At 36.0% G+C, this 22,333-nt stretch carries 18 protein-coding genes; 13 read left to right on the top strand and 5 right to left on the bottom strand.

The genetic code is table 11. The features are described from left to right. Positions 1–44 precede the first annotated feature (44 nt). Positions 45–1,184 carry a helix-turn-helix domain-containing protein gene (locus ABID42_RS01515; RefSeq protein WP_367282145.1) on the bottom strand — a complete coding sequence of 380 codons (1,140 nt, stop codon included), beginning with the start codon at positions 1,182–1,184 and terminating at the stop codon, positions 45–47. A 178-nt stretch (positions 1,185–1,362) separates the two neighbouring features. Between ABID42_RS01515 and ABID42_RS01520 the strand changes: the two genes are divergently transcribed. From ABID42_RS01520 to ABID42_RS01535, 4 genes are all read left to right on the top strand, one after another. Then, the gene (locus ABID42_RS01520; RefSeq protein WP_367282146.1) at positions 1,363–1,875 is read left to right on the top strand and encodes a GNAT family N-acetyltransferase; all 513 of its coding nucleotides are present in this window, start codon (positions 1,363–1,365) and stop codon (positions 1,873–1,875) included. A 62-nt stretch (positions 1,876–1,937) separates the two neighbouring features. Then, on the top strand, positions 1,938–2,186 hold the full coding sequence (locus ABID42_RS01525) for a hypothetical protein (RefSeq protein ID WP_367282147.1): 249 nt from the start codon (positions 1,938–1,940) through the stop codon (positions 2,184–2,186). 602 nt (positions 2,187–2,788) lie between these two features. After that, on the top strand, positions 2,789–3,091 hold the full coding sequence (locus tag ABID42_RS01530; protein ID WP_323257096.1) for a nucleotidyltransferase family protein: 303 nt from the start codon (positions 2,789–2,791) through the stop codon (positions 3,089–3,091). Further along, on the top strand, positions 3,081–3,419 hold the full coding sequence (locus ABID42_RS01535; protein WP_323257098.1) for a HepT-like ribonuclease domain-containing protein: 339 nt from the start codon (positions 3,081–3,083) through the stop codon (positions 3,417–3,419). The genes ABID42_RS01530 and ABID42_RS01535 overlap by 11 nt, the downstream gene beginning before the upstream one ends. A gap of 24 nt (positions 3,420–3,443) precedes the next feature. Here ABID42_RS01535 and ABID42_RS01540 read toward each other — a convergent pair whose 3' ends face one another. Further along, the gene (locus tag ABID42_RS01540; protein WP_367282148.1) at positions 3,444–4,961 is read right to left on the bottom strand and encodes a DUF7133 domain-containing protein; all 1,518 of its coding nucleotides are present in this window, start codon (positions 4,959–4,961) and stop codon (positions 3,444–3,446) included. Beyond that, positions 4,958–6,052 (bottom strand): plastocyanin/azurin family copper-binding protein, encoded by a 1,095-nt coding sequence (locus tag ABID42_RS01545; protein ID WP_367282149.1) that lies wholly within the window; start codon positions 6,050–6,052, stop codon positions 4,958–4,960. Before ABID42_RS01545 ends, ABID42_RS01540 begins: the two co-directional genes overlap by 4 nt. Before the next feature lie 371 nt (positions 6,053–6,423). On the opposite strand from ABID42_RS01545, the gene ABID42_RS01550 reads away from it, so the two are divergent. The 3 genes from ABID42_RS01550 (at position 6,424) to ABID42_RS01560 (ending at position 8,206) form a co-directional block, all read left to right on the top strand. Next, on the top strand, positions 6,424–7,194 hold the full coding sequence (locus tag ABID42_RS01550) for a helix-turn-helix domain-containing protein (RefSeq protein ID WP_367282150.1): 771 nt from the start codon (positions 6,424–6,426) through the stop codon (positions 7,192–7,194). Between the two features lie 67 nt (positions 7,195–7,261). Beyond that, on the top strand, positions 7,262–7,654 hold the full coding sequence (locus ABID42_RS01555; protein WP_367282151.1) for a DUF1398 domain-containing protein: 393 nt from the start codon (positions 7,262–7,264) through the stop codon (positions 7,652–7,654). Positions 7,655–7,753: 99 nt separating this feature from the next. After that, on the top strand, positions 7,754–8,206 hold the full coding sequence (locus tag ABID42_RS01560; protein ID WP_367282152.1) for a DUF1569 domain-containing protein: 453 nt from the start codon (positions 7,754–7,756) through the stop codon (positions 8,204–8,206). Between the two features lie 53 nt (positions 8,207–8,259). Here the strand turns inward: ABID42_RS01560 and ABID42_RS01565 are convergent, their stop codons facing one another. Then, a complete protein-coding gene (locus ABID42_RS01565) occupies positions 8,260–10,194 on the bottom strand; it encodes a DsbA family protein (RefSeq protein ID WP_367282153.1) in 1,935 nt (644 codons plus the stop codon). Further along, positions 10,191–11,360, bottom strand: coding sequence for a pyridoxal phosphate-dependent aminotransferase (locus ABID42_RS01570; RefSeq protein WP_367282154.1), 1,170 nt, complete (start codon positions 11,358–11,360; stop codon positions 10,191–10,193). The genes ABID42_RS01565 and ABID42_RS01570 overlap by 4 nt, the downstream gene beginning before the upstream one ends. Positions 11,361–11,924: 564 nt before the next feature. Between ABID42_RS01570 and ABID42_RS01575 the strand changes: the two genes are divergently transcribed. The 6 genes from ABID42_RS01575 to pelA all read left to right on the top strand — a co-directional run bounded on the left by ABID42_RS01575 (position 11,925) and on the right by pelA (position 22,316). Beyond that, the gene (locus tag ABID42_RS01575; RefSeq protein ID WP_323257114.1) at positions 11,925–12,518 is read left to right on the top strand and encodes an RNA polymerase sigma-70 factor; all 594 of its coding nucleotides are present in this window, start codon (positions 11,925–11,927) and stop codon (positions 12,516–12,518) included. A 100-nt stretch (positions 12,519–12,618) separates the two neighbouring features. Then, positions 12,619–13,656: a FecR family protein gene (locus ABID42_RS01580; RefSeq protein WP_367282155.1), complete on the top strand. Its 1,038-nt coding sequence runs from the start codon at positions 12,619–12,621 to the stop codon at positions 13,654–13,656. 245 nt (positions 13,657–13,901) lie between these two features. Beyond that, the gene (locus ABID42_RS01585) at positions 13,902–17,522 is read left to right on the top strand and encodes a SusC/RagA family TonB-linked outer membrane protein (protein ID WP_367282156.1); all 3,621 of its coding nucleotides are present in this window, start codon (positions 13,902–13,904) and stop codon (positions 17,520–17,522) included. Between the two features lie 70 nt (positions 17,523–17,592). After that, positions 17,593–19,407: a RagB/SusD family nutrient uptake outer membrane protein gene (locus ABID42_RS01590; RefSeq protein WP_367282157.1), complete on the top strand. Its 1,815-nt coding sequence runs from the start codon at positions 17,593–17,595 to the stop codon at positions 19,405–19,407. 90 nt (positions 19,408–19,497) lie between these two features. Next, positions 19,498–21,156 (top strand): DUF5123 domain-containing protein, encoded by a 1,659-nt coding sequence (locus tag ABID42_RS01595; RefSeq protein ID WP_367282158.1) that lies wholly within the window; start codon positions 19,498–19,500, stop codon positions 21,154–21,156. Positions 21,157–21,248: 92 nt separating this feature from the next. Next, positions 21,249–22,316 carry a pectate lyase gene (gene pelA / locus ABID42_RS01600; protein ID WP_367282159.1) on the top strand — a complete coding sequence of 356 codons (1,068 nt, stop codon included), beginning with the start codon at positions 21,249–21,251 and terminating at the stop codon, positions 22,314–22,316. The last annotated feature ends 17 nt before the right edge of the window (positions 22,317–22,333 follow it).

Genomic DNA, 22,333 nt, shown 5'->3' on the forward strand with positions numbered 1-22,333 from the left:
CAGGTTTTTGAACACCTAATTCTACTCAAATCACGATTTGACTATCATTCCTGAGATTTTTTTTGAAAGGCAGTTGGCGTCATTCCAGTTACTTGCTTGAATGAACGCTGAAAAGTAGGCAATGAATTAAAACCAGCATCGTAAGCGATACTCAGAATGGTTAAATGATTATTTTGTGGGTTTGATAATCTCTGCTTGGCTTCTTCTATTCTATATTCATTGATAAATTCGCCAAAGCCTTTATGGAGTATTTGATTACAAATGGCAGAAATGATTTTAGGATTTAATCCTGTGAGTTCTGATACTTTGGCAAGATTTAACTCAGGATTCAAGTAATATTGTTCTTCTTCCATTACTTTTTTCAATCGTTCGATGGCTTCATTTACTTGTTTTTCTCCCAATAAATCAAGGATAGATTGGTTATTTTTTTGTTTGTCAATTCTTATAATGCTGATTCTATGAAAGCCCATAAAAGCTATCCAGTACATCACAAACGACAACCAACATTCAAGAGGCAGGTAAAATAACATATTGCTTTCTTGATGCAACAACACACTTCCATAAATAGTAAAAGCCCAAACAATTAACGTTCCTAAAAAAACATAAAGCAATAAAGTTAGCCATCTGTAGATAATTGCTTTCTCTTCCTTCACGTCATCCATCAACGAAATATCACCATACCAAAGTTGTAGTGTTTTGTATGATTGGAATAAAAACCAAGCAAAAACGACTATCATTAAATGGCGTTCTACATCAATGACACTTCTATAAATTGTGAATAACTGTGAACGTTTAGGTTCATCTGAAGCAGTAAAATGAATTAATAAAACAAAGCTTAAGTTGACCACCAAACAAAGTGATGCAGGAGAAAAGTAGAACCATTTAGGGCGACTGAGGGCTTCAACACCAATTGTATTGGCTACAATATAAAGAAACAGCAGTGTCCCTAAACAATAAATATGCACAAAGGGAATGTAGTTATCAATAAAGAAAAAGCTACTCGATTTCCCTAGTGTGAACATCAAAATCTCAAAACTATTGTAGGCAAAAATGAGGATAAGCCAAGCTAAAAAGTATTGTTTGATAGGATTATCTCGCTTTGAAAAGAACAAAATACCACTCAATACTATGGCTTGTAATAAACCTAAAAGTATAACAAAACTGATGATGGGAATATTGAGCATATTGTAAGATTAATCTTGTTTTGTAAAATTGGGATTATTATCCTCAAGAAATTATCCCTTTGAATAATTTTATACATTTGCTAATTAATAGGGTTTGCTCAGAATAACCTAATATGTTAGCTTATTTGATTTCATTCCTTCGCTGATAAAAAAACAGAAATTCTTACGACTCATCAACATGAATAAAATACTAACAACCGAAAGACTCATCTTGCGTGAATACAATCTTGACGATACTCAATTTATCATTCAATTATTAAACAGCGAAGGTTGGTTAGCCTTTATTGGCGACAAAAACGTGCATACCGAAGAAGATGCAAAAGCCTACTTATTAAACGGCCCCATGAAAAGCTATACAGAAAATGGCTATGGTTTAAGTTTGGTAGCGACCAAAGACGATTTGACCCCGATTGGTATGTGTGGATTAATTAAGAGAGATAATCTTGATTTCCCCGATATTGGTTTCGCTTTTTTACCAGAATATGTAGGAAAAGGCTACGCTTTTGAAATTGCCAGTGCCACGATTACTTACGCAAAAGATACATTAAAATTGCCCATCGTCTATGGTATTACGATGCCTGAAAATGCAAGTTCAAAAAAGCTTTTAGAAAAAATTGGGCTTAGTTTAGAAGGATGGTATTCTTTCCCTAATCAAGGGAATAAACTCCTGCTATTGAAGCTTACCTTCTAGTAATGAACAATTAACAAAAAAAGGTGATGCTTCATACTTTATAGTTCTTCATTCAACAGAAAATGATGACGCATCATCATTTTCACATCATCATTCAACAAAAAATGGTGACGCTTCATCGTTTTTACATCATCGTTCAACAAAAAATGGTGACGTATCATCATTTTTATATCATCGTTCAACAGAAAATGGTGGTGTATCATCATTTTTACATCATCGTTCAACAAAAAATGGTGACGCTTCATCATTTTTACATCAACCTTCAACAGAAAGTGGTGGTACATCATCGTTTTTACATCAACGTTCAATAGAAAATGGTGGAGTTTCATCATTTTTACATCAACATTCAACAAAAAATGGTGGCTCTTCATCATTTTTATATCATCGTTCAACAGAAAAAGATGACGCACCATATCATCCTGACACTAACCTTTACTTATTGTAAATGGTTGCCTCTGAACTATTGAGTTATTTGTGAGCGAGACGCTCTTTTTTTACTTTTGGAGTGAAGGTAAACCAGTAGAAAGCCATTATAAGTCAACAAAAATGTATTAGCCACTTGCCGTTGTCAGTGTCTTCACTGACAACCTCCTTTGCTGTCGCACGTTTTGTTAGTAAAAAACACCAACAAAGGCGAAAAACGTCACTAAAGGCATACACTAATCCAGAATGGATTAAATGTTTATAGGAAAAATAAGACGATGAGAAGTATGACCCCTCCGGGGTCGAACAATGGTTGTCGTTTTTGGGGATTTTCTATAAACCTTTAAATCCTTCGGATTTATTACGCTTGCCTTTTGGCTTCTTTTACTTTCATTAAAGTATGCAAACACAAATCAAATCTTCACTTGTACCAGTAAATACAACAAGAATCAAGAAAATCATTTACATTTGAGTGATAATATTCTGACAAATGAAAAACCTTGAATCATACATATCAGAGATAATTAAACTTTGTGAAAATCACAAAGTTAAAAGCCTGTATGCTTTTGGTTCGGTTCTGACTGATAGCTTTAATAATGAAAGTGATATTGATTTAATTGTGGACTTCTCAAATATTGCAGTGGAAGATTATGCCGATAACTATTTTGACTTCAAATTTTCTTTACAAGAAATGCTTAAAAGACCCATCGACCTACTGGAAGAAAAAGCTATCAAAAATCCATATTTCAAACAATCTGTAAATCAACAAAGACAACTTGTTTATGGACAATGACATTAAAGTATGGCTTTATGATATTTTAAATGCCATTATGGAAATTGAAAGCTTCTTTGATGATGTTCCAAAAATATTTTCTGTATATCAAAATGATTTGAGAACAAAAAGAGCTGTTGAAAGAAACATCGAAATTATAGGTGAAGCTCTCAATCGAATTTTAAAACGTGATGAGACAATACTCATCACAAATGCCAGAAAAATAGTTGATACTCGAAATAGAATTATACACGGCTATGACTCTGTTTCTGATGATGTAATTTGGGGAATTGTGATTAAGCATTTACCTATTTTACAAAATGAAATAAGAACTATGTTAAATGAATAACCTTTACCATCTCCCCCCCAATAACTACCTCAACTGATTCAAAGTATAGCAAATCAAATTATTGAATAGGTATTTACCATCTGTACTTTCTATATCGCCTGTTTTTAGTTCATACACATAACCTGCTTTTAATTCTGCTAAGGTCAAAGAAACAGTTTTGCCATCGGCTGAAAGTTTGATGGATTGTACTGGAACGTCTTTTACATCAAATTGCTTTGAACCATAGGCTTGATGATACTCATAATAAAAACGACGGAATTTATAATTGAGTAAATCTTGTGCTTTGGCTGGGTCGAGTGGCATAGAGAATGTTAAGTCAAACCCTGTTTTGGTAAGTTTCATTGCCATAATATCTAAATGGTTTTTGCCTTTCCAAGTAATGCGTTGAATACCTCTTGCTCCAACCCAACCGTGGTCGTTTTGTCCAACCCACAAACTTCCGTCGGGAGCAAAAGCCAAACGATTATTTCCAATTCGCATTTTTGAACCAAAATTCAAAGGAATACAAGCCCCTTGCATTGCTCCGCCTACTTCCTCCATCAATAGTCGAATTGCGTATTTATGATCCATGTCGCCAATCAACATTTGTCCGCCAAACATTCCAAATTTTCCTCCTGTATTTTCTAAAATTGGTTGTGTGGGCGAATTAGCAAAATATCCATGCGGAAACTGAATGGATTCTTTAGTTCGCATACTGTCTAAGCGGGCAACAGGTAAATTAATCGGTACGACTCTTGGAAAATCTTCTTTCCAAATCAAACCAGCAGGATGTCCGTAAAACTTCCCTTCTTCTACATGAAATAATTTACTTGTCCCTAACCAATCGCCCTGATTATCAGAAACGAATAATCTGCCTTGTGCATCAAAACCCAAACCATTTGGCGAGCGAAAACCTACGGCAAAAGGTTTTAAAATACCATCTTTGCCTAACTTCATAATCCAACCACGATAAGGCACGCAAGAGTACATTCGTCCCGGACGAGAAAGTGAATCATATTTTCCACGAATTTCATTCCTGATTCCTGCACCGTTCGAGGCTAAATTCAAAGCGATAAAAAGATTTCCTTGTTTATCGGCTATTGGACCAAAGGCAAATTCATGGTAATTGCCCGACATCCCAAAATCGTCTGTTACAGTTTGATAAACATCGGCTACGCCATCGCCGTCGGTATCTTTTACACGAGTAAGTTCTGGGCGTTGCATGATTAAAATTTCATGATTATTAATCACCATCATGCCCAAAGGTTCATGCAAACCTTCGGCAAACATTTTCCATTGTTTGGTTTTCTGGTTGTACATCATTACTTCGCCACGATGAAAACAGGCTACAAAACGTCCATCTGGCATAAAGCCAATTGCACCTGTTTCGGCAACTAAACCGTCGGGTAAAGTAATGTTTTCTACTTCATAATAATTTGCCGCAGAGTCTTTGGGCGTAATAGTTTGTGCTTTCAGGCTTGCATTAAAAAACAGTAAAGCCAACAAACAGCCAAAGGATATGGTAAAAGTTCTTTTGTTGTGAAGCATGTTGTGATTTTTCATCTTTTCATGGAAATACTAAGACGTTGAACATTAGCTGGAATACTAAGTACGCCATTGTTGAATTTACCTAATTTGCTTTGGTACACGATGCCGTCGTCGGTATTGACTAAAAAGTAAAGCTTTTGTTTATTGTTCTTAAAGGTAAAATCTCTAATCAAAGCTTTTCCATCAGCACTTAAACGAATGGTTTCGGTTACTTCTACTTTATCCAATAAATATTTGAAAGTCGGTAATCTTTTGTTGAGTTGATAACCTTTAAAATCAACCGTTGGAATGGTTTTCACATTAGCAATTCTGAAAGGAAAATCAGTTTTATCTCGCCAATAAACTTCTCCAACTATTTTGGTTAATTTACTTCCGTTGCCTTTCCATTGTTCTGAGTTATCCACAAATCCACCCGACCAAGCGTATCTTAAATAACATTTGCCTGCATCAAAACAATAAGATTCTGTTTCGTTAAAAGCTACGACAATGGCTGCTGGTCCACAGTCAGGCATAAAAGTGCGATACAATAATGGGTATTTTAATGGAAATGGATGCGGTGAAGGCGGTGACATGTGATGTCCTTCGTGACTAACAACAACTGCTGCTTTTTGTCGTTGACCTTCGGGTACATTGATGTCTTTTTCTAAAGGGGGCAATGCTTTGTTGGTGGCATAAATTGCTCCGTACATCACAAAACCATGTCCGGGATAAGTACAGACATAAGGATAAATTCCTTCTTTTTCTAAAGTAAAAGTAATGGTATCAATTCTGCCCGGTTCAATGATTTTGGTATTGGCAATAATCAAAGGAGAATTAGGTACATAATCCATCGTTGCCCCTTTATCGCCCAATTTCATGGCTTCCTCTACTACTTTTAGTCGGAAATTGGGTTTAGTGACCACCATATTGTGTGCCATATCGTCGTGATTATCCAGAATAATCGTCAGACGAGTATTGGGTTGAACTGCCAAACGAGGCAAATCAAATTGTAAGCCACCTAGAATTTTAATGGTAATGGTTGTGTCTTTTTGTGAAAAGCCTTGCAGACTTATCAACAATAAGGCACAAAGTACACTTAAACGCATCATTTTTATATCTTTTAGCATTTCTGAAGCAAAGGAAATTATATATTCAAGTAAATTTCAATTCGTAAATTAAGCATGATAGTGGAATTTCTCTTCATGTATTGTAGGTTTTAGTCTTAGTTTTTAGCTTATAAAGATTAAGACTTGTAAAATCTAATGGTTTAGGAAAAGATAAAGGCTTAACAGTCTTAGATTATGTTTATAAAGTTGTTAATTTAGTTTGGTCATAATAGTAAAATACTATTAGCCATAGCTTACTTTTCTTGTCTTAAACAAGAAAAGTAACAAAAGAAATTCAAGAAATTCCGAATCGCAGCGGCGAACCGCCTCGCTTCGCTCAAACAGCGGAATTTCGAAAAATTGCTTTCGCCTGTTTAATATCAATTTGATAAATGAAATTTGAAAAGATTCTTCCATCTGCTTTGCTAAAACCTTATATCAAACATTTGGTCATTTCGGAAGTTTCCGAAGAACAAACTTATAAGGTTTTTCCTTCTACTGGGCTTGTAATGGGCTTTCAGTACAAAGGTAGTTTGGCGTATCTTTCTCAAGAAGGAGAAAACAAATTAGCAAGTACGGGCGTTACGGGTTTACAAGATGGTTTCAGAGTTTTTAAGAGTAATCCTAATATTGGTTCTGTATTGGTATTTTTTAATGAAATCGGAGCGTCTTATTTCCTCAAAACACCTATCAATGAATTATTTGCAGAAAGTGTTTCGCTAGAACATTTTATGAATCAATATGATTTAGAAAAAGTGGAAGAAGCTCTTAGCTTTTCCAAAAGCGATGAACACAGAATTTATATTGTAGAACAGTTTTTACTTGCTCATATCATCGAAAAGAAAGATGACCAGCTCGTCATCAAAGCTATTCAATACATTTATCATCATAAAGGAAATGTTAAAATCAAAGAGTTGGCAAATTTGCTTTGCATCAGCCAAAGTCCATTTGAGAAACGATTCCGACAAGTAGTTGGTACTTCTCCTAAAAAATTTGCGTCAATCGTTAGGTTTCATGCCGTACTTGATAGCCTGAATCAAGTAAAATCACTGACTGAAATTTGCTTTGAAAACAACTATTTCGACCAAGCGCATTTTATCAAAGACTTCAAGCATTTCACAGGTGAAACGCCTGAAAAATTTATTAAGAAGAACGAGAAGTAAACGATTTTTTACAATTTCAAGCCAAGTAAATCTCCCAAATTTGTATCACATTTAAACACAAAAAGACATGTTTACAATTAATCAAATCAAAGAGATTCACTCAAAAGTAAAAAGCGGTGCAGATTTTCCACAGTATATCCAAAACCTTATTGTTTTGGGCTTAACGAGCTATGAACATTACGTTTACGACGGACATACAAAATATGTTGGAAAAGATAATTTTCAAATTGAGTCGGAAGCGAAGTATGCTTCCTTAGCAATATCAGAAGAAGGCAATGTGGAAAAGCTGAAATACGCTTTAAAAATTCACCAAGCTGGCGAAACCGATTACTTCACTTTCTGTAAGCAATCAGCCGAAGCGGGTGTTGAAAAATGGAAAGTTGATATGCAAGAAATGACTTGTATTTATTACGATAAACAAGATATAACGATGGTAATTGAAAAAATTCCTAGTCTGTAATTGAATACATTTAAGGTAACGTTAATTTTAGGACAATCTACATAACTGGTTCTTTTTCTTATCTTTATAAAAACAACCCGAACTAAATTAATTATTACCATGAAAAATGTATTTGACCAGAAAGAGACTGCCGAGATTTTAGAACGCATCGACAAGCTAAGTCCAAGTTCACAACCACTTTGGGGAAAAATGAACGTTGCCCAAATGTTAGCGCATTGCAATGTTTCTTATGAACTTGTTTATGAAGAAAAACATCCGAAACCAAATTTCTTGATGAAGTTTATGCTAAAGATTTTTGTAAAAGATACGGTTGTTGGCGACAAACCTTACAAAAAAAATAGTCAAACAGCACCGATGTTTCTCATTGTTGATGAAAGAGATTTTGAAGTAGAAAAGACACGTTTAGTTAATTATATCAACAAGACCTTATCATTAGGTGAAGCTTATTTTGATGGAAAGGCATCTCATTCTTTTGGCTTATTAAGCAAAACTGAATGGAGTAATATGTTTGCGAAACATCTTGACCATCATCTTAATCAGTTTGGAGTGTAATAAAAAAGAGAGGTTCTGAACGATTTCAGAACCTCTCTTTTTTATCATTTCTATTAATAATTTGCCAATTTACTTTTCCAGATAATTCCGTTTTTACTTTCGTACTTATCAATAAAACCTTTATCGAATAAATCTGCCAGAATATCATTGGTTTCTTCCATATCTCTACTACTCAAGAAAGAAAATTCTTTGCTGGTCATCGTCGAGAAATTGGTAAATAAGAAAATTGGATCCGTATTGAAAGTCCTTTTTGTGGCTTTTGGCACCAGTTTATGAATAATTTCTTCTAAATACTCATATTCTTGATAATCCTTACTGATAATTTGTTCGTTTTCAAGATTGGTAAAAATCAGCGTTGGCAATACGCCTACTTGCATATTCTGAGCCAAAATCAAATCTTCTCTGAAGGCTTCTTGGGCTTTATTTTCATAATCATGAACAAAACGAGCAGAGTCTAATCCAACATCAAAAGCCGCTTTTTCAAGATAAGCCATATCAACGATATTGATTTTTTCAAGGAAGAGCATCTCTTTAATTCTTCTCAAAAACAACAAAGCCAAATCTGCATCTTGCATTTGTGCTGCCTTGAAAGCAATTGAAGGCGGATATGAAGAAGGCAATGGGTCTTCAATCCAAATATCACCATCCAACGGAATTCCGTGAATCATACAAACTTCTTCCCAATGTGGTGCTACGTCAGAAGGTTTGGTGATAGGTCCACGCTCGTACTCATCCCAAGAAGGCAATAAACCTCCCATTCTGTAGTCAATCTTGATATAAGCACCATATTCTAATTTCAGCTTTCTCAATAAAGGCTGTACAACCCAACAAGTAGAGCAAATTGGGTCAGTAAAATACTGAATATCAATAAGCTTTTCGGTATGTGCATCTTTGTCTTCTCTTTTTGAAATCAAAGGCACAACCATTTTATCGCCATCCACACTGAGTGGGTTCAAAAACAATTCCTTTAGTTCTCTTCCTAAATAAATATGTTTTTTAATATCGTCTTGACGTTCGTCGTAATATGCCTCAAAAGCTTCTTCAACATCATATAAAGACAATAACTTTTCGGTCAATTTTTTAGCATCTAAAATCGCATTGGTCGTTCCAGCACTGGTAAAAGGTAAAGCCAAATGAGCGGCATCACCAATTAAAACCACATTATCTGCATGAAATTTAGGTAATAATCCGAAGTCACGAGTATTCCAGATATAGCTTGTACTGAAATCGTTGGTTTGTAATAATTCAGTTACAACAGGCGGGAAATCGGCTAATTGGTAATTACAGAAAGCTTTTAATTCTTCAGGAGAACAGCCTTGGTCGCAATCGGCCTCAGCTACACTGTACTGCATAAACCAAACGAAGTCTTTTTCAGAAACAGGAATCATTCCAAAACTTAGTCCACGAGTACAGCTTTGATATTTTGTAAATATATTTTGATGCGAAGCACCTAATTTTTCATTCGTACAAATCCCAACTACTTCTTTTACTTCGATTGGCGTATAAGTAACTGCACCTAAAATAGCTTCACGCACGGCAGAATTCCCACCATCTGCACCAACAAATACATCTCCATATTCTACTTCACCATTGGCAAATTGTGCAGCGATGGCTTTACCATTTTCATAGATAAAATGTGAAAATGTTCTACCTGTTTTGAGTTGCTCTTTCGGGAATAAATCATATAAAAACTGCACTAAATCTTTACGTTTGATACAACGCCAAAGATTCAATTTTTGCCTTTTTACTTGTTTTCCATCTTGTCTATTCAAGCTAAAAGCACCGATTTCTTCACCAGGAAGACGAATTTCTGTATTAGCATTTAATTCATTTAAGATAGACCAACCGTCGATGTGCATTAAAAACGCATGACCACGGGTAGTCATTTCTTTGAATTTTTCGTTGACAACAACTTCAATATTATTTTTCTTGAGTAATAGTCCCAGTGTTAGGCCTGCGACGCCTCCGCCAATAATTACTACTTTCATAATGTGTTGATTACTGTTTTAATTTGTGAAAGTGCTTGTGTAAGGATTTCATTTGAAGTAGCAAAACTTAGTCGAATATAACCATCTGCGCCTGCTCCGAACCATTCTTTTAATCCTGGCACTACAGCTACTTTGGCTTCATTCAACAATAATTCATGTACTTCTTTGCTGGACTTTCCTGTTCCTACGATATTGGCAAAAGCCACGTAGCAACCTTCGGGAGCAATACAGCTTACACCTTTCATGCTGTTAAGTTCAGTAACACAAAGCTGTTGCATTTCGTTTAAATGTGCTACAAAAGCTTTTAACCAATAGTCACATTCGTTGAGGGCGGTAGTGGCGGCTATCTGTCCTAATACGTTTGCTCCGTGTACAGTAGATTGATGTAATGATACTTTTATTAATTTATCAAAAGTTTCTTGATTGGATGCCATCACTGAACCAATGCGTAAACCTGCCAAACCATACGATTTACTATAACCTGTTACAGTAACAGTGCGTTCACGAATGGCTTCATCTAATGAAGCAATACTGGTGTAAGTATGGGGTGCATAAATAATATCACTCCAGATTTCATCCGACAAAATCGTCAAATTATGTTTGCAAGCGATGTTACCTAGTTGAAGTAATTCTGCTTTGGTAAATACTTTTCCAGTCGGATTAAGCGGATTACACAAGCAAATCAATCGAGTTTTAGGCGTAACTAGTTTTTCTAATGCTTCAAAATCTACCTTTTCTGTTCCTGCTGGAATCGCAAAAGAAACTGCCTTTCCTCCCACCGATTCTACAGAATATCTGAATAGAAAATCGACTGGGTCAAAAATGATTGCTTCATCATTAGGTGATAAAAAAGCCTGACAAACAACATAAATTCCAAAAGCGGCACTATCTACAGGAAAAATGTAAGCTGGCTTAGCAGGGATATTTCTTTTGTTTTGAAAAAAGGTAGCAACACTTTCTTTAAAATCAGGCAGACCATCAGGAGGACCATAACACAAGTAGCGGTCTTTCACAAAACGTGTGATTGACTCTGCAATTTCAGGAGCACTCGGAAAATCAGGGTCGGCGGCCGTCAATGGAATTACTCCTTGGGGTACTGTTGCCCATCTTAAATTATAGGCACGTTGTTTTAAAATTTCTAAATTGACAGAGCGACTATCAAACATTGAATATTGTGGTTGGCGGTTAATTTTTATGAGTTATATTCTTAAAAGAGACGATAAAAGAGGCAATGTTTAATATTTCCACCGCTCTTCATATTGTTTGGATGCTAAATATGTTGAATAAATGTAGAATTTACAATTTTATATTCATTTTTCTTTTAGAAATTATCATTTGTTCATACTGTGCTTTTTGAATTCCATCGTATAAACGTTTTTTTGATTTGGTCAACCCTATTACTTTATCATTTTGTTTTCAAAATTCCTACAAATAATCAAGGCTCACACTAGTCAATAAAGGTTTTAATTACAAAGATGAGCAAGCACTATTAAGGCTTTGTTAAAGGTAAATTATGTTTTAAAAAATTCATTTTGAACCTTGCCTATGCTTTGAAAAACTGGATAATCTTGGTACTTCCTGTTAATCCTTCCTGAAAAACGCTCAAAATAGCTTTGTGAAAACGTTGTCGGGAACGATTGCGTAAAAAATTAAGCTAAAACATTGGATATTGTAATTGCTTACGCCTACTTTTGAAAATAATTTTTTTAATATTAATTATTACTTTTCTTATGTATAGACCACTCAAAGCTTCAAGCGATACGGAATTACTGGGTCTTTTGCTAGAAGACAACGAGACTGCTTTTGAGGAAATTTACAGAAGATACTTCCAAAAACTTTACGCATTAGCGAAACGCAGACTTTACGATAATCAACAAACAGAGGATATTATCCATGATTTGTTTTTGAACTTGTGGCTGAACCGTCAAAAAATACAAATTGATTCTTTACAAAATTACCTCCTGCGTAGTGTAAAGTACAGAGTTTTGGATGCACTCGACCATCATACGGTAAAACAAAACTTTCTGGATTATCAATTACACATCAATCAAAGCTCCAACATTACCGAAGAAAACATCCTCTATGCCGATGCAATGCGTCTGTATCAAGAAAACCTTATCGTATTACCCGAAAAATGCCGAGAAGTATTTTTGTTGAGTAGAGCGGGGCTTTCTCAAAAAGAAATTGCTATTCAATTAGGCATTTCTGAAAATACTGTTGAAAATCATATCGCCAAAGCTTTACGCTTATTGAAGTCTCGTATGGCTGAATTTATCAGCCCAAATGCCCTTTTCCCTCTCTTCTTCTTCCTTTTTGAAAATTAATTTCAAAAATAATCATATTCAAGTAGTGGAACTGTTTTCCTTAGCCGACTAGTAAGTTAAGGAGTAAATAGTATTTTATTGATAAAAAATAGCAACTAACATGATTCAAGGTGAATTCAAGGATGATGATGAAATCATCAATTCGCTCAAGCAAAAATATACTCCTGATGAAATCAAAAAACTGTTGGATTGGTACAATGCCTTCGACGACAATCAAGATGGAGTTGAAGAGCATACAGAACCCGAAGAAAAAATTTGGGAAATATTACAACCAAGCCTCAACAGCGAAGCATTAGAAACATCAGTAATTCCTTTGTTTAACCGCAAAGTAATTCGTTGGGCAATTACAGGCATTGCAGCCAGTTTCCTGGTATTGTTAGGCTGGTTTTGGCAGCCACAAAAAGAAAGTAATCTCCAAGAAACGATGGGTTTCAAGGAAGTTTCACAAAAAGAACGTTCGTTGTGGCAATCGTTTACCAACACAAGTAAAGCGATACATGAATTAGCCTTGCCAGATGGTAGTAAAGTTTGGCTGAATCCTTCCACCACTATTTTGTACAAGATTGTAAAAAATGCGGCAACCAGAGATGTGTATTTAGAAGGAGAAGCTTTTTTCGATGTAAAACCCAATAAAGAACAACCTTTTCATGTAAAAAACAAAGGTTTGAATGTAGTGGTTTTGGGAACAAGTTTCAATGTGGTGGCATCTTCAAAAGATGCAAAATATGAAGTTTCGGTGGTAACGGGAAAAGTAAAAGTAAAATACCAAGACCCTGAAAATAGCGAGCGTTTCAATCAGGTAATCATTACGCCACAACAACAAGTAGTAATTCAAAAAGAAGAGAATACTTTAGAAACACATGATTTAACCCTTGAAAAAAGTAAACACCGCCAGCTTTGGGAGCCAATCAGCATCAGTTTTGATGAAGTAGCACTTGATAAAGTATTAACCCGACTGGAAGTAGAATATGGCATGACCATCCGTACACCCAATATGAATATTCGTAAATGCACACTTTTCGCCAATTTCACCAACCAGCGTTTACCTGTGATTATGGATATTATTTGTAGTTCTATCAATGCTACATATCAAATAGAAGGCAATGAAATTACAATCATTGGCGAAGGCTGTTTGTAGAAATTGTGAGTTATGAGTGACAGATTTTTAAATTAAAATAGCGATGTATAACATTTTAACTCATTTTAAAACATCCTGTTTAGCAGAGATTTAACTAAGTATTTTATTTTCAACCAATACAATTTCAATAAAAAAAGAGGGCTTGAAGTGTTACCAGCACCCAAGCCCAAAAATTACCCCAATCATTTCCTAGGTGATTTAAGAGTAATGTAGATTTCAAACACAAAATCGTACAAAGCAAATTTATGGAAAAACAATTTATTAAGACAACATTTTTCAAAATCATGAGGATGACTGTCATTCAGTTGGCCATTACTGTAGCTTTCATGGTGACATCGTATGCCAAAGAAGCCAAAGCACAGGAAGTTTTAGCCAAAACCGTGACTGTTTCTATAAAAAACAGCACGATTAAAGGTGTACTCAAAGAACTGGAGAAGGAATCGGGAGTACCTTTTGTTTTTAGTTCCAAAAACAGTATTTCGCAAGCAACGAATCTTACTTTGACGGCTACCAACGAAAGCCTGAAAAATGTATTGAGCCGTTTCTTACCTCCACTTAATATCGGCTATAAAGTTGTGCATAATGCCATCATATTAACGCCCATGTCTGCAGTTGAGGAAAAAATAGTACTTCCCTCCTCAACAATTGAAACGTCTATGCCCAGTATCGCCGCCGACGCTACTGTTAAAGGTAAAGTGGTGGATTCAGAAACAGGTGAAACACTTCCTGGCGTAACAGTAAAAGTAAAAGGAACTACCGCTGGAACAACGACAGACGTTAGCGGAAAATATAGTATTTCAGTAGCCAAAGGTGCCACTTTAGTTTTTTCTTTCATCGGAATGAAAACACAAGAAGTAAGCGTTGATGGTCGTACAGAAATCAATGTATCTCTTGCACCAGACAATAGCATGCTTGAAGAAGTAGCCGTAGTAAGTGATGGTTATGGTTTGGTAAAGAAAACCGACAATACTGGTTCGGTAGCAAGTATGTCGGCTAGAGATTTAAAAAATATTCCCATCACCAGTGCCGCACAAGCAATGACGGGTAGAATGGCTGGTGTTAGTGTAGTAACGACAGATGGTTCACCAGATGCTGATGTGGTGATTCGTGTACGTGGAGGTGGTTCACTTACACAAGATAATTCGCCTTTGTATGTGGTAGATGGTTTTATTGTAAACAGTATCAAAGATGTACCACCTTCAGATATTGAAAGCATCAACGTTTTAAAAGATGCAGCGGCTACAGCAATTTATGGCGCTCAGGCATCCAATGGTGTGGTGGTAATTACCACGAAAAAACCTCGTCCGGGTCGTACTACTGTTTCTTACAATGGTTTTATGCAATTCAAAACATTGCCTTCTGACAGAGCCTATAAAGTACTTTCTCCTTACGAATACGTTTTGGTAAACTATGAAAGAGCTAAACTAAAAACGAATGCCGATGTGAACAACATGGAGAAGTTTTTTGGAAAATATGGCGATTACGATTTGTACCAAAACAAAAAAGGAACCAACTGGCAAGACGAACTTTTCGGTTCTCCACGTACTACTCAATCGCATAATTTAAGTATTAGTGGTGGTAACGAAAACACAACAATGAGCTTAAGTTTGACGAACAATACTGACCAAGGATTACTTACTGGTTCGGGATATAATCGTAATGTTATCAACTTCAAAATCAATCAAACGATTACTAAAAAATTGAAGTTTGATGCTTCTGCTCGTATTACGAATACTATCATTGACGGTGCTGGAACTTCTGGTTCTGCACAACTTAATATTAAAGATGCTGTTCAAACAAGACCAACAAATGGTATTGCTGATGAATTAGACATTGATTTAAGCAGTGCTGGAACGGATGATGATTTTGCTTCTTTCCTTTTGGCACTTGTTAATCCTAAAAAATTAGTATCACAAGACTGGCGTAAAAGAACTACGCAAGACTATGTTTTCAATGCTGGTCTGAGTTGGTCAATTCTTAAAGACCTTAATTTAAAATCGACGATTACAGGTTCTAAATCATTCGATAAAAACTTACGTTATTATGGTCCATTAACAGGAGAATCTTTCAATAACGGAAGTAGCTTACCTATCGGCGAGAAAACTGTAAATGAAGTAGATTCTTTCCGTTGGCTAAATACATTGGGTTATCAAATGTCTGGTTTGGGTTTGCATAAACTTGATTTCTTATTAGGACATGAAGTATATTCTTTGGGCGGTAATCAAAGTTTTATTCGTACTGAAGATTTTAGAGCATCCATTACGCCAGAAGAGCTTTTTGCCAATATGTCGTTCGGACGTACCGACCGCCAATCTACTGCTGAAGTTACTAATGTGAATCGTGTTTCTGGTTTTGGTCGTATCAATTATCAATTCAAAGACCGTTACTTGGCTGCTATTACTTTCAGAGCTGATGCTTCAAGTAAATTCAGTGCTGAAAACCGTGTAGGTTTATTCCCTGCTTTGGCTTTAGGTTGGAAAATCTCTGAAACAAAACTCTTCAAAAACATCACTGCTTTGGATGAATTGAAACTTCGTGCAAGTTATGGTGCTACTGGTAACGACCGTATTGATGCTACTGCAACAAAATTCTTGTTTGAAGCTACAACACTTCGTGGACCGGGTTTTGGCAATGTCGATAACGTTTATTATGCACCAACTGGAACTACTTTATATAACCCTAATTTGGTTTGGGAAACAACTATTAATAAAAACCTTGGTTTAGATTTCGCTTTCTTCAAACAACGCTTAGTCGGAAGTATTGATTTATACCAAAACGTAACGAAAGATTTATTACTTCAATCTGCCATTCCATCAAGTTCTGGTTTTACCAGACAATGGAACAATGTGGGTAGTACTTCAAACAAAGGTGTTGAATTAGCATTGACAGGTTATTTCATTGATAAATCTGATGTTTCATTCTCTGCAAACTTCAACTTCGGGATGAACAGAGCGAAAGTAGAAGCACTTGATGGAACGACGGAACGTTTCTTCCAATCGAACTGGGCAAGTACTGATTTACGTGACCAAGACGATTTCTACGTAAAAGTAGGTGGTACTTTAGGTGATATTTATGGTTACGTTACAGATGGTTATTATACCACGAATGATTTCGCAAGCTATGATGCTACCGCTAGAAGATATATCCTAAAAGAAGGAGTGATTAACTCTACTTCAATCACTGGAAATTCGGCTATCAGACCGGGCTTTATCAAATTAAAAGACATTAATGGCGATGGCGTAGTAAACAGCCTTGACCGTAAGGTTATCGGAAATACACTTCCAAAAGCGCAAGGTGGTTTCGGATTTAATGGTCGTTATAAAGGATTAGACGCTTCGATATTCTTCAACTGGTCGTATGGAAATGATGTCTATAACACTGGTAAAATTCAGTACAACCAATTCCGCCGTGTTACTTATGGAAACCTTACAGATGCCATGAGTCTTGAAAATCGCTTTACTTATTTAGACGTTGACGGGAAATACACTGGTACTCCAGGTGAAATCGTAACTGATTTAACGCAATTGGCAGAACTAAATGCAAATAAAAACATTTGGTCGCCACTAGGTTTTAGCGATTCGCAAACATTAATCAGCGACTGGGCAGTTGAAGATGGTTCTTTCATCCGTTTAAACAACTTAAACATTGGTTACTCTTTACCAAAAAGCTGGATTTCTAAACTTGGTATGTCGCAATTTAGAGTGTATGTAACAGGTAATAACCTTTATCTCTGGACGAAATACTCTGGCTATGACCCAGAAGTAAGTACTACCAGAAGTAGTTATTCTGGCTTAACACCTGGCGTAGATTATTCATCTTTCCCTAGAAGCCGTTCTTATACTTTTGGTGTTAACATTACTTTTTAAGTAAAGAAAGCAATCTATAATCAACATAAATATAGCTGAACGTTTAAGCGAACAGTTATTAATAATAATTATGAAAAAGAAATTAGTGATTCTCGCAGCCTTGTCAATTTTTATGACATCCTGCAAAGACTTTTTAGAACCAGATTCATTATCAACTTTCGATACGAATTATATTTATTCAAACGTGGACGATGCTCGTAAAGGAGTAAATGCCATTTATGAATCTTTCGGACAAGATGCTTTCCGTTCAAGACTTTCAAATAACATGGCGGGCAATACCGACATCGAACACCAAAGTGGCTGGTCGAGTTCGGCAGACCGTTATCAAATTTGGGATTTAAGTGCCCTTGCGACCAACAGTGATTTACGTATTACGTGGAATGCCGCCTACACTGCTATTAGAAACTGTAATGTAGCCATTGAAGGCATTGAAGCCAGCGCAGCACTTAAATCTTCGGATGCTACGATTTCTAAAAAAATGTATCAAATGCTTGGTGAGGCATACACTATGCGTGCTTATTGGTATAGTATGCTAACGTTTTATTTTGGAGATGTGCCGAATGTTCGCCTTGCACCAAAGGCTGGAAACGATTTCTTTTTACCGAAAGAAGACCGCAATGTTATTTTGACACAGGTAATTCAAGATTTGATTGATATTGAAGGAAAAATGTCTTGGGCTGACCAAACTAGCTATGGTATCGAACAAATAAATCGTGAATATACTCTTGGGATGATTTCTCGCTTGGCATTACAAAGAGGTGGATATTACCTTACTCCTTCTTTAGCCATGGAACGTAAATCAGATTATTTAGAGTATTATAAAATTGCGAAGGAATATGCTGAAAAATTAATTACGCTAAAAGATCGTGCTTTACCAACAGATTTCAGACAAGTATTTTTGAATGAGTCAAAATTTGTAACGCCAGCCAATAGCGATATTTTATTTGAAGTACCATTCGCCAATGGAAATGGTGACGTAGGCTGGAACATCGGCATTACTGTTGACGGTGGAACAACTGCGGCACATAGTTATGGTTCAGGAAGTAACTATATGGCTATTCCTCCTACTTATTATTTCTCTTTTGATACGTTGGATATTCGTCGTGATGTTACTTGTGCCTTATACAAAATCAACACAAGTGGACAAGCCATTTTCGTAAACAATTCGATGAACATCGCTCAAGGCAAATGGAGTCGTTGGTTTTTAGATAAAGCTCCTGGTGCTTCAACAGCCAAAGGAACAGGTATCAACTGGCCAATGTTGCGTTACTCTGATGTTTTATTGATGTTGGCAGAAGCTGAAAACGAATTGAATGGTCCAACAGCTACTGCACAAGATGCTTTAAGAAGAGTACGTCAACGTGCTTTCGATTCAAAATATTGGCCAGAAAAAGTAACTAATTACTTAACAAGCATTTCGGGAAGTAAACAAACATTTTTTGATGCAATCGTCAATGAAAGAGCTTGGGAATTTGGTGGTGAAATGATTCGTAAATATGAATTGATTCGTTGGAATTTGTATGCTAAAAAATCGCAAGAACTTGTAGCAACGACTAAAGAAATGGCAGATGCAGCTTTTGCTGGTTCAGGGAAATATTCAGAATTACCAGATTATATGTACTGGAAAAGAGATGCAAGTGGCAATTTCAAAATATTAAATCCAAGTCGTAAATACGTGGGAACACCTGATGCTACTTGGACGAGAGTGTCGTTTCTTGCCAGCTTAAAACCTACAGCAACTACTTACCAAGATTGGATTAACAAAGATTGGGAAAAATATTATAATGGTCCAGTGCCGGGAGTTGCTCGATACATTTTCCCAATTCCAGCAGAAGCCATTACAAATAGCCAAGGTAAATTAGTGAATGATGGATATCAATTTTAGGTGAATGTATAAGTGATGAGTTAGTGAATTTTCGATGAATGATTTACTAACTCACAATTCACTAATTCATAATTAAACAAAGAAATACTCATGAATAAAACACATATAAAACAAGGTTTCGCAATTGCAATGATGAGCTTAGTGGCTTTCTTTGCTTGCAAACCTGAAGAGGAAATCACGGCTGAAACTCGTCTTTTCAGACCCGTTTTAAATAAAGAACTTTCTGCTAAAAATAATACCATCATCGTAAACATGGGAAATATCAAAGCAGCAACAGGCTATACTGTAGAAGTTAGTAGAGATACTTTCAAAACAACTGATTATACTTTTAAAGTAGATACCAATTATGTTATTGTTGATGAAACCTTGCTGAAAGGTGAATCACTTTATTGGAATACTACTTATCAAGTACGTGCCATCGCACATGCTGCTAAAGTAGAATTGGATAGTAAAGTGTCGGATTTAGGAAGCGTAAAAACTGAAAAATTCCCAAGTATTATGGCTACTCCTACAGCAGCCGATGTAATTGATGTCGCTGCTAGAATAAGATGGACAACAGGCGGTGTAACTGTAGCAAAAGTAAAAGTATTTGCCAAAACCGACCTTAAATTAGCTACTCCATTAGCACAATACAATGTTTCAGAAGCTGACCAAAAAGCTGGCAGTACGATTGTTAGTAAATTAAATCCACTCACTACTTATCAATTAGCCATTTATGCTGCTGATGGTACGATTAAAGGTTGGGATAATTTTACAACAATCAGCCGTGCGGTAGATACAAGTAGCCCGAATGTAATCGACTTATCAGAAAACGACGACCCAACTGCATTAAATACTGCTTTGTTGAATGTAGTAGAAGGTGGAATTATCGTTTTGAAAAAAGGTGCTACTTACACCATGCCTGTTAACAATTTTGCGAAGTCTGTTACAATAACAAGTGCTTATGGCTTTGGCGAACAAAAAACGATTATTACTACTTCTGGTGGTGGAAATATCGCAACGGGTGTTACGTTAGATTATATCCGATTCAGTAATATCGAATTTATCGGAGCGGACATCGGTGGAAGTTATATTTTCAATCCAAACATCGCTACTTTAACAACGGTGAAAGAACTTTCTTTGGATAATTGTATTGCTTCGAATATGCGTGGATTATTACGTATTAGAGGAAAATTCTTTGCTACTAATTTCATTATCAAAAACTCTATCATTCACCAAATTGGTACTTATGGCGTTTTAACGACTGATACTGATGGTGCTGGTAATGCAGCTGTTGACAATATCATCTTCCAAAAAAGTACTTTTAGTAAAATCAATATCTTCTTGACTTCTCGTCAAAACTCAAATTCAGTATTGATTGAAGACTGTACTTTAAGTGAAGTAGCCACCAACAGTGGTTCATTATTCAACTGGCGTGGTGCGGCTGGTTTACGTAACGTAACGAATGGTATTAAAATTTCGAATTGTATTTGGGGACATGCTTGGGATCAAGCAGGAACTGCCGTATTGGCTGTTCGTGGGAAATCTGCTGGTTTAGACCTTACCAACATTACTGTTTTGAATACTTATACAACAGGAGACTTCTCTTATGTTGCAGGGACAGAAATCTCAGGTTTGCCTTCATTTACTTATACCAAAAAAGCATCAGAACTTTGGGTAAGTCCTTATACTGGCTTAAATTTCAATTTCAAAGATACTAGCTTCCCTGGTCGTAAAGATACTGGTGACCCTCGTTGGAGAGTAAAATAGCTTATTATTGAAAATAAACAAGATTAAAATATACCTCATTCCCAACGATAACCGCCATTTGAGTTGGGATGAGGTAATTGAACTCAAAAATTATGTCAAAAAAAACCTTCCTCTTATTAACTTGTTTGGTAAGTTTTGAAATGCTTGCCTGTAAAAGTGCTCAAATCACGCAAAGTGTTCAGGCTAATGCTTATCCACAAGATTCTGTTGCTGAAAGAATGCTTTTGTACCAAAGAGATAATGGAGGCTGGCCTCAACCGGGTGGTGATGCTATCAATTATAAATTAACAATTTCAGAAAGTTTACGAGCAAAATTATTGTCCGAAAAAAAGGTTTACGATACCACTATCGACGATAAAGCTACCACAAACGAAATCAATACTTTAGTAACTACCTACAAGAAAACACAAAATCCAGCCTATCTACAAGCTGCCGAAAGAGGTATCAAGTATTTGTTGGAAGCCCAAAATAAAGCAGGTGGCTGGGGACAATTCTTCCCTGATACTTCTGGCTATCATAAGCACATTACTTATAATGATAATGCCATGATGGATGTGATGAAAGTAATGCAAAATACTGCCGATGCCAAGAATGATTTTGAGCTTGTTTCTCCTGCATTAAGACCTTTGGCTAAAGCAGCCGTTCAAAAAGGAATTACTTGTATTTTGAATACTCAATACAAACAAAATGGCAAGTTAACGGCTTGGTGTGCACAACACGACCGTGTTACTTTACTCCCAGCTAAAGCCCGTAAATTTGAATTGCCTTCGCTAAGTGGTGCTGAAACAGTGGGTATTGTCACTTTTTTAATGGCTATTGATAATCCTTCTCCTGAAATTAAACAAGCAATAAAAGCTGCCATTAATTGGCTTGATTCAGTAAAATTAGTAGGCATCAAAATTGAAGAAGTAAAAGACCCTTCATTGCCAAAAGGTAAAGACCGTCTGGTAAAAGCAGACCCAAATTCAACGCTTTGGGCAAGATTTTATAATTACGAAACGAATGTACCTTTCTTTACAGGCAGAGACAGCGTACCTAGAGCAACGTTAGCTGAAATTGAAAACGAAAGACGTGTTGGTTATGCTTATTATGGCATTTGGCCAGCTAAACTTTTAAGTACCGATTACCCAGCTTGGGTACAGAAATGGGATAAAAAATAAAAATATTTTATCCAAAT

Source organism: Arcicella rosea (assembly GCF_040543805.1).
GTDB lineage: Bacteria > Bacteroidota > Bacteroidia > Cytophagales > Spirosomataceae > Arcicella > Arcicella rosea.

Excerpts from the sequence above, each read along its gene's own strand:
- ABID42_RS01555 (WP_367282151.1), top strand. The coding sequence starts at position 7,262 with ATGTTTACAATTAATCAAATCAAAGAGATTCACTCAAAAGTAAAAAGC.
- ABID42_RS01545 (WP_367282149.1), bottom strand. The coding sequence starts at position 6,052 with ATGCTAAAAGATATAAAAATGATGCGTTTAAGTGTACTTTGTGCCTTA.
- ABID42_RS01575 (WP_323257114.1), top strand. The coding sequence starts at position 11,925 with ATGTATAGACCACTCAAAGCTTCAAGCGATACGGAATTACTGGGTCTT.
- ABID42_RS01595 (WP_367282158.1), top strand. The coding sequence starts at position 19,498 with ATGAATAAAACACATATAAAACAAGGTTTCGCAATTGCAATGATGAGC.
- ABID42_RS01550 (WP_367282150.1), top strand. The coding sequence starts at position 6,424 with ATGAAATTTGAAAAGATTCTTCCATCTGCTTTGCTAAAACCTTATATC.
- ABID42_RS01520 (WP_367282146.1), top strand. The coding sequence starts at position 1,363 with ATGAATAAAATACTAACAACCGAAAGACTCATCTTGCGTGAATACAAT.
- ABID42_RS01580 (WP_367282155.1), top strand. The coding sequence starts at position 12,619 with ATGATTCAAGGTGAATTCAAGGATGATGATGAAATCATCAATTCGCTC.
- ABID42_RS01525 (WP_367282147.1), top strand. The coding sequence starts at position 1,938 with ATGATGACGCATCATCATTTTCACATCATCATTCAACAAAAAATGGTG.
- ABID42_RS01570 (WP_367282154.1), bottom strand. The coding sequence starts at position 11,360 with ATGTTTGATAGTCGCTCTGTCAATTTAGAAATTTTAAAACAACGTGCC.
- ABID42_RS01565 (WP_367282153.1), bottom strand. The coding sequence starts at position 10,194 with ATGAAAGTAGTAATTATTGGCGGAGGCGTCGCAGGCCTAACACTGGGA.
- ABID42_RS01515 (WP_367282145.1), bottom strand. The coding sequence starts at position 1,184 with ATGCTCAATATTCCCATCATCAGTTTTGTTATACTTTTAGGTTTATTA.
- ABID42_RS01540 (WP_367282148.1), bottom strand. The coding sequence starts at position 4,961 with ATGAAAAATCACAACATGCTTCACAACAAAAGAACTTTTACCATATCC.
- ABID42_RS01560 (WP_367282152.1), top strand. The coding sequence starts at position 7,754 with ATGAAAAATGTATTTGACCAGAAAGAGACTGCCGAGATTTTAGAACGC.
- ABID42_RS01530 (WP_323257096.1), top strand. The coding sequence starts at position 2,789 with ATGAAAAACCTTGAATCATACATATCAGAGATAATTAAACTTTGTGAA.
- ABID42_RS01535 (WP_323257098.1), top strand. The coding sequence starts at position 3,081 with ATGGACAATGACATTAAAGTATGGCTTTATGATATTTTAAATGCCATT.
- ABID42_RS01585 (WP_367282156.1), top strand. The coding sequence starts at position 13,902 with ATGGAAAAACAATTTATTAAGACAACATTTTTCAAAATCATGAGGATG.
- ABID42_RS01590 (WP_367282157.1), top strand. The coding sequence starts at position 17,593 with ATGAAAAAGAAATTAGTGATTCTCGCAGCCTTGTCAATTTTTATGACA.
- pelA (WP_367282159.1), top strand. The coding sequence starts at position 21,249 with ATGTCAAAAAAAACCTTCCTCTTATTAACTTGTTTGGTAAGTTTTGAA.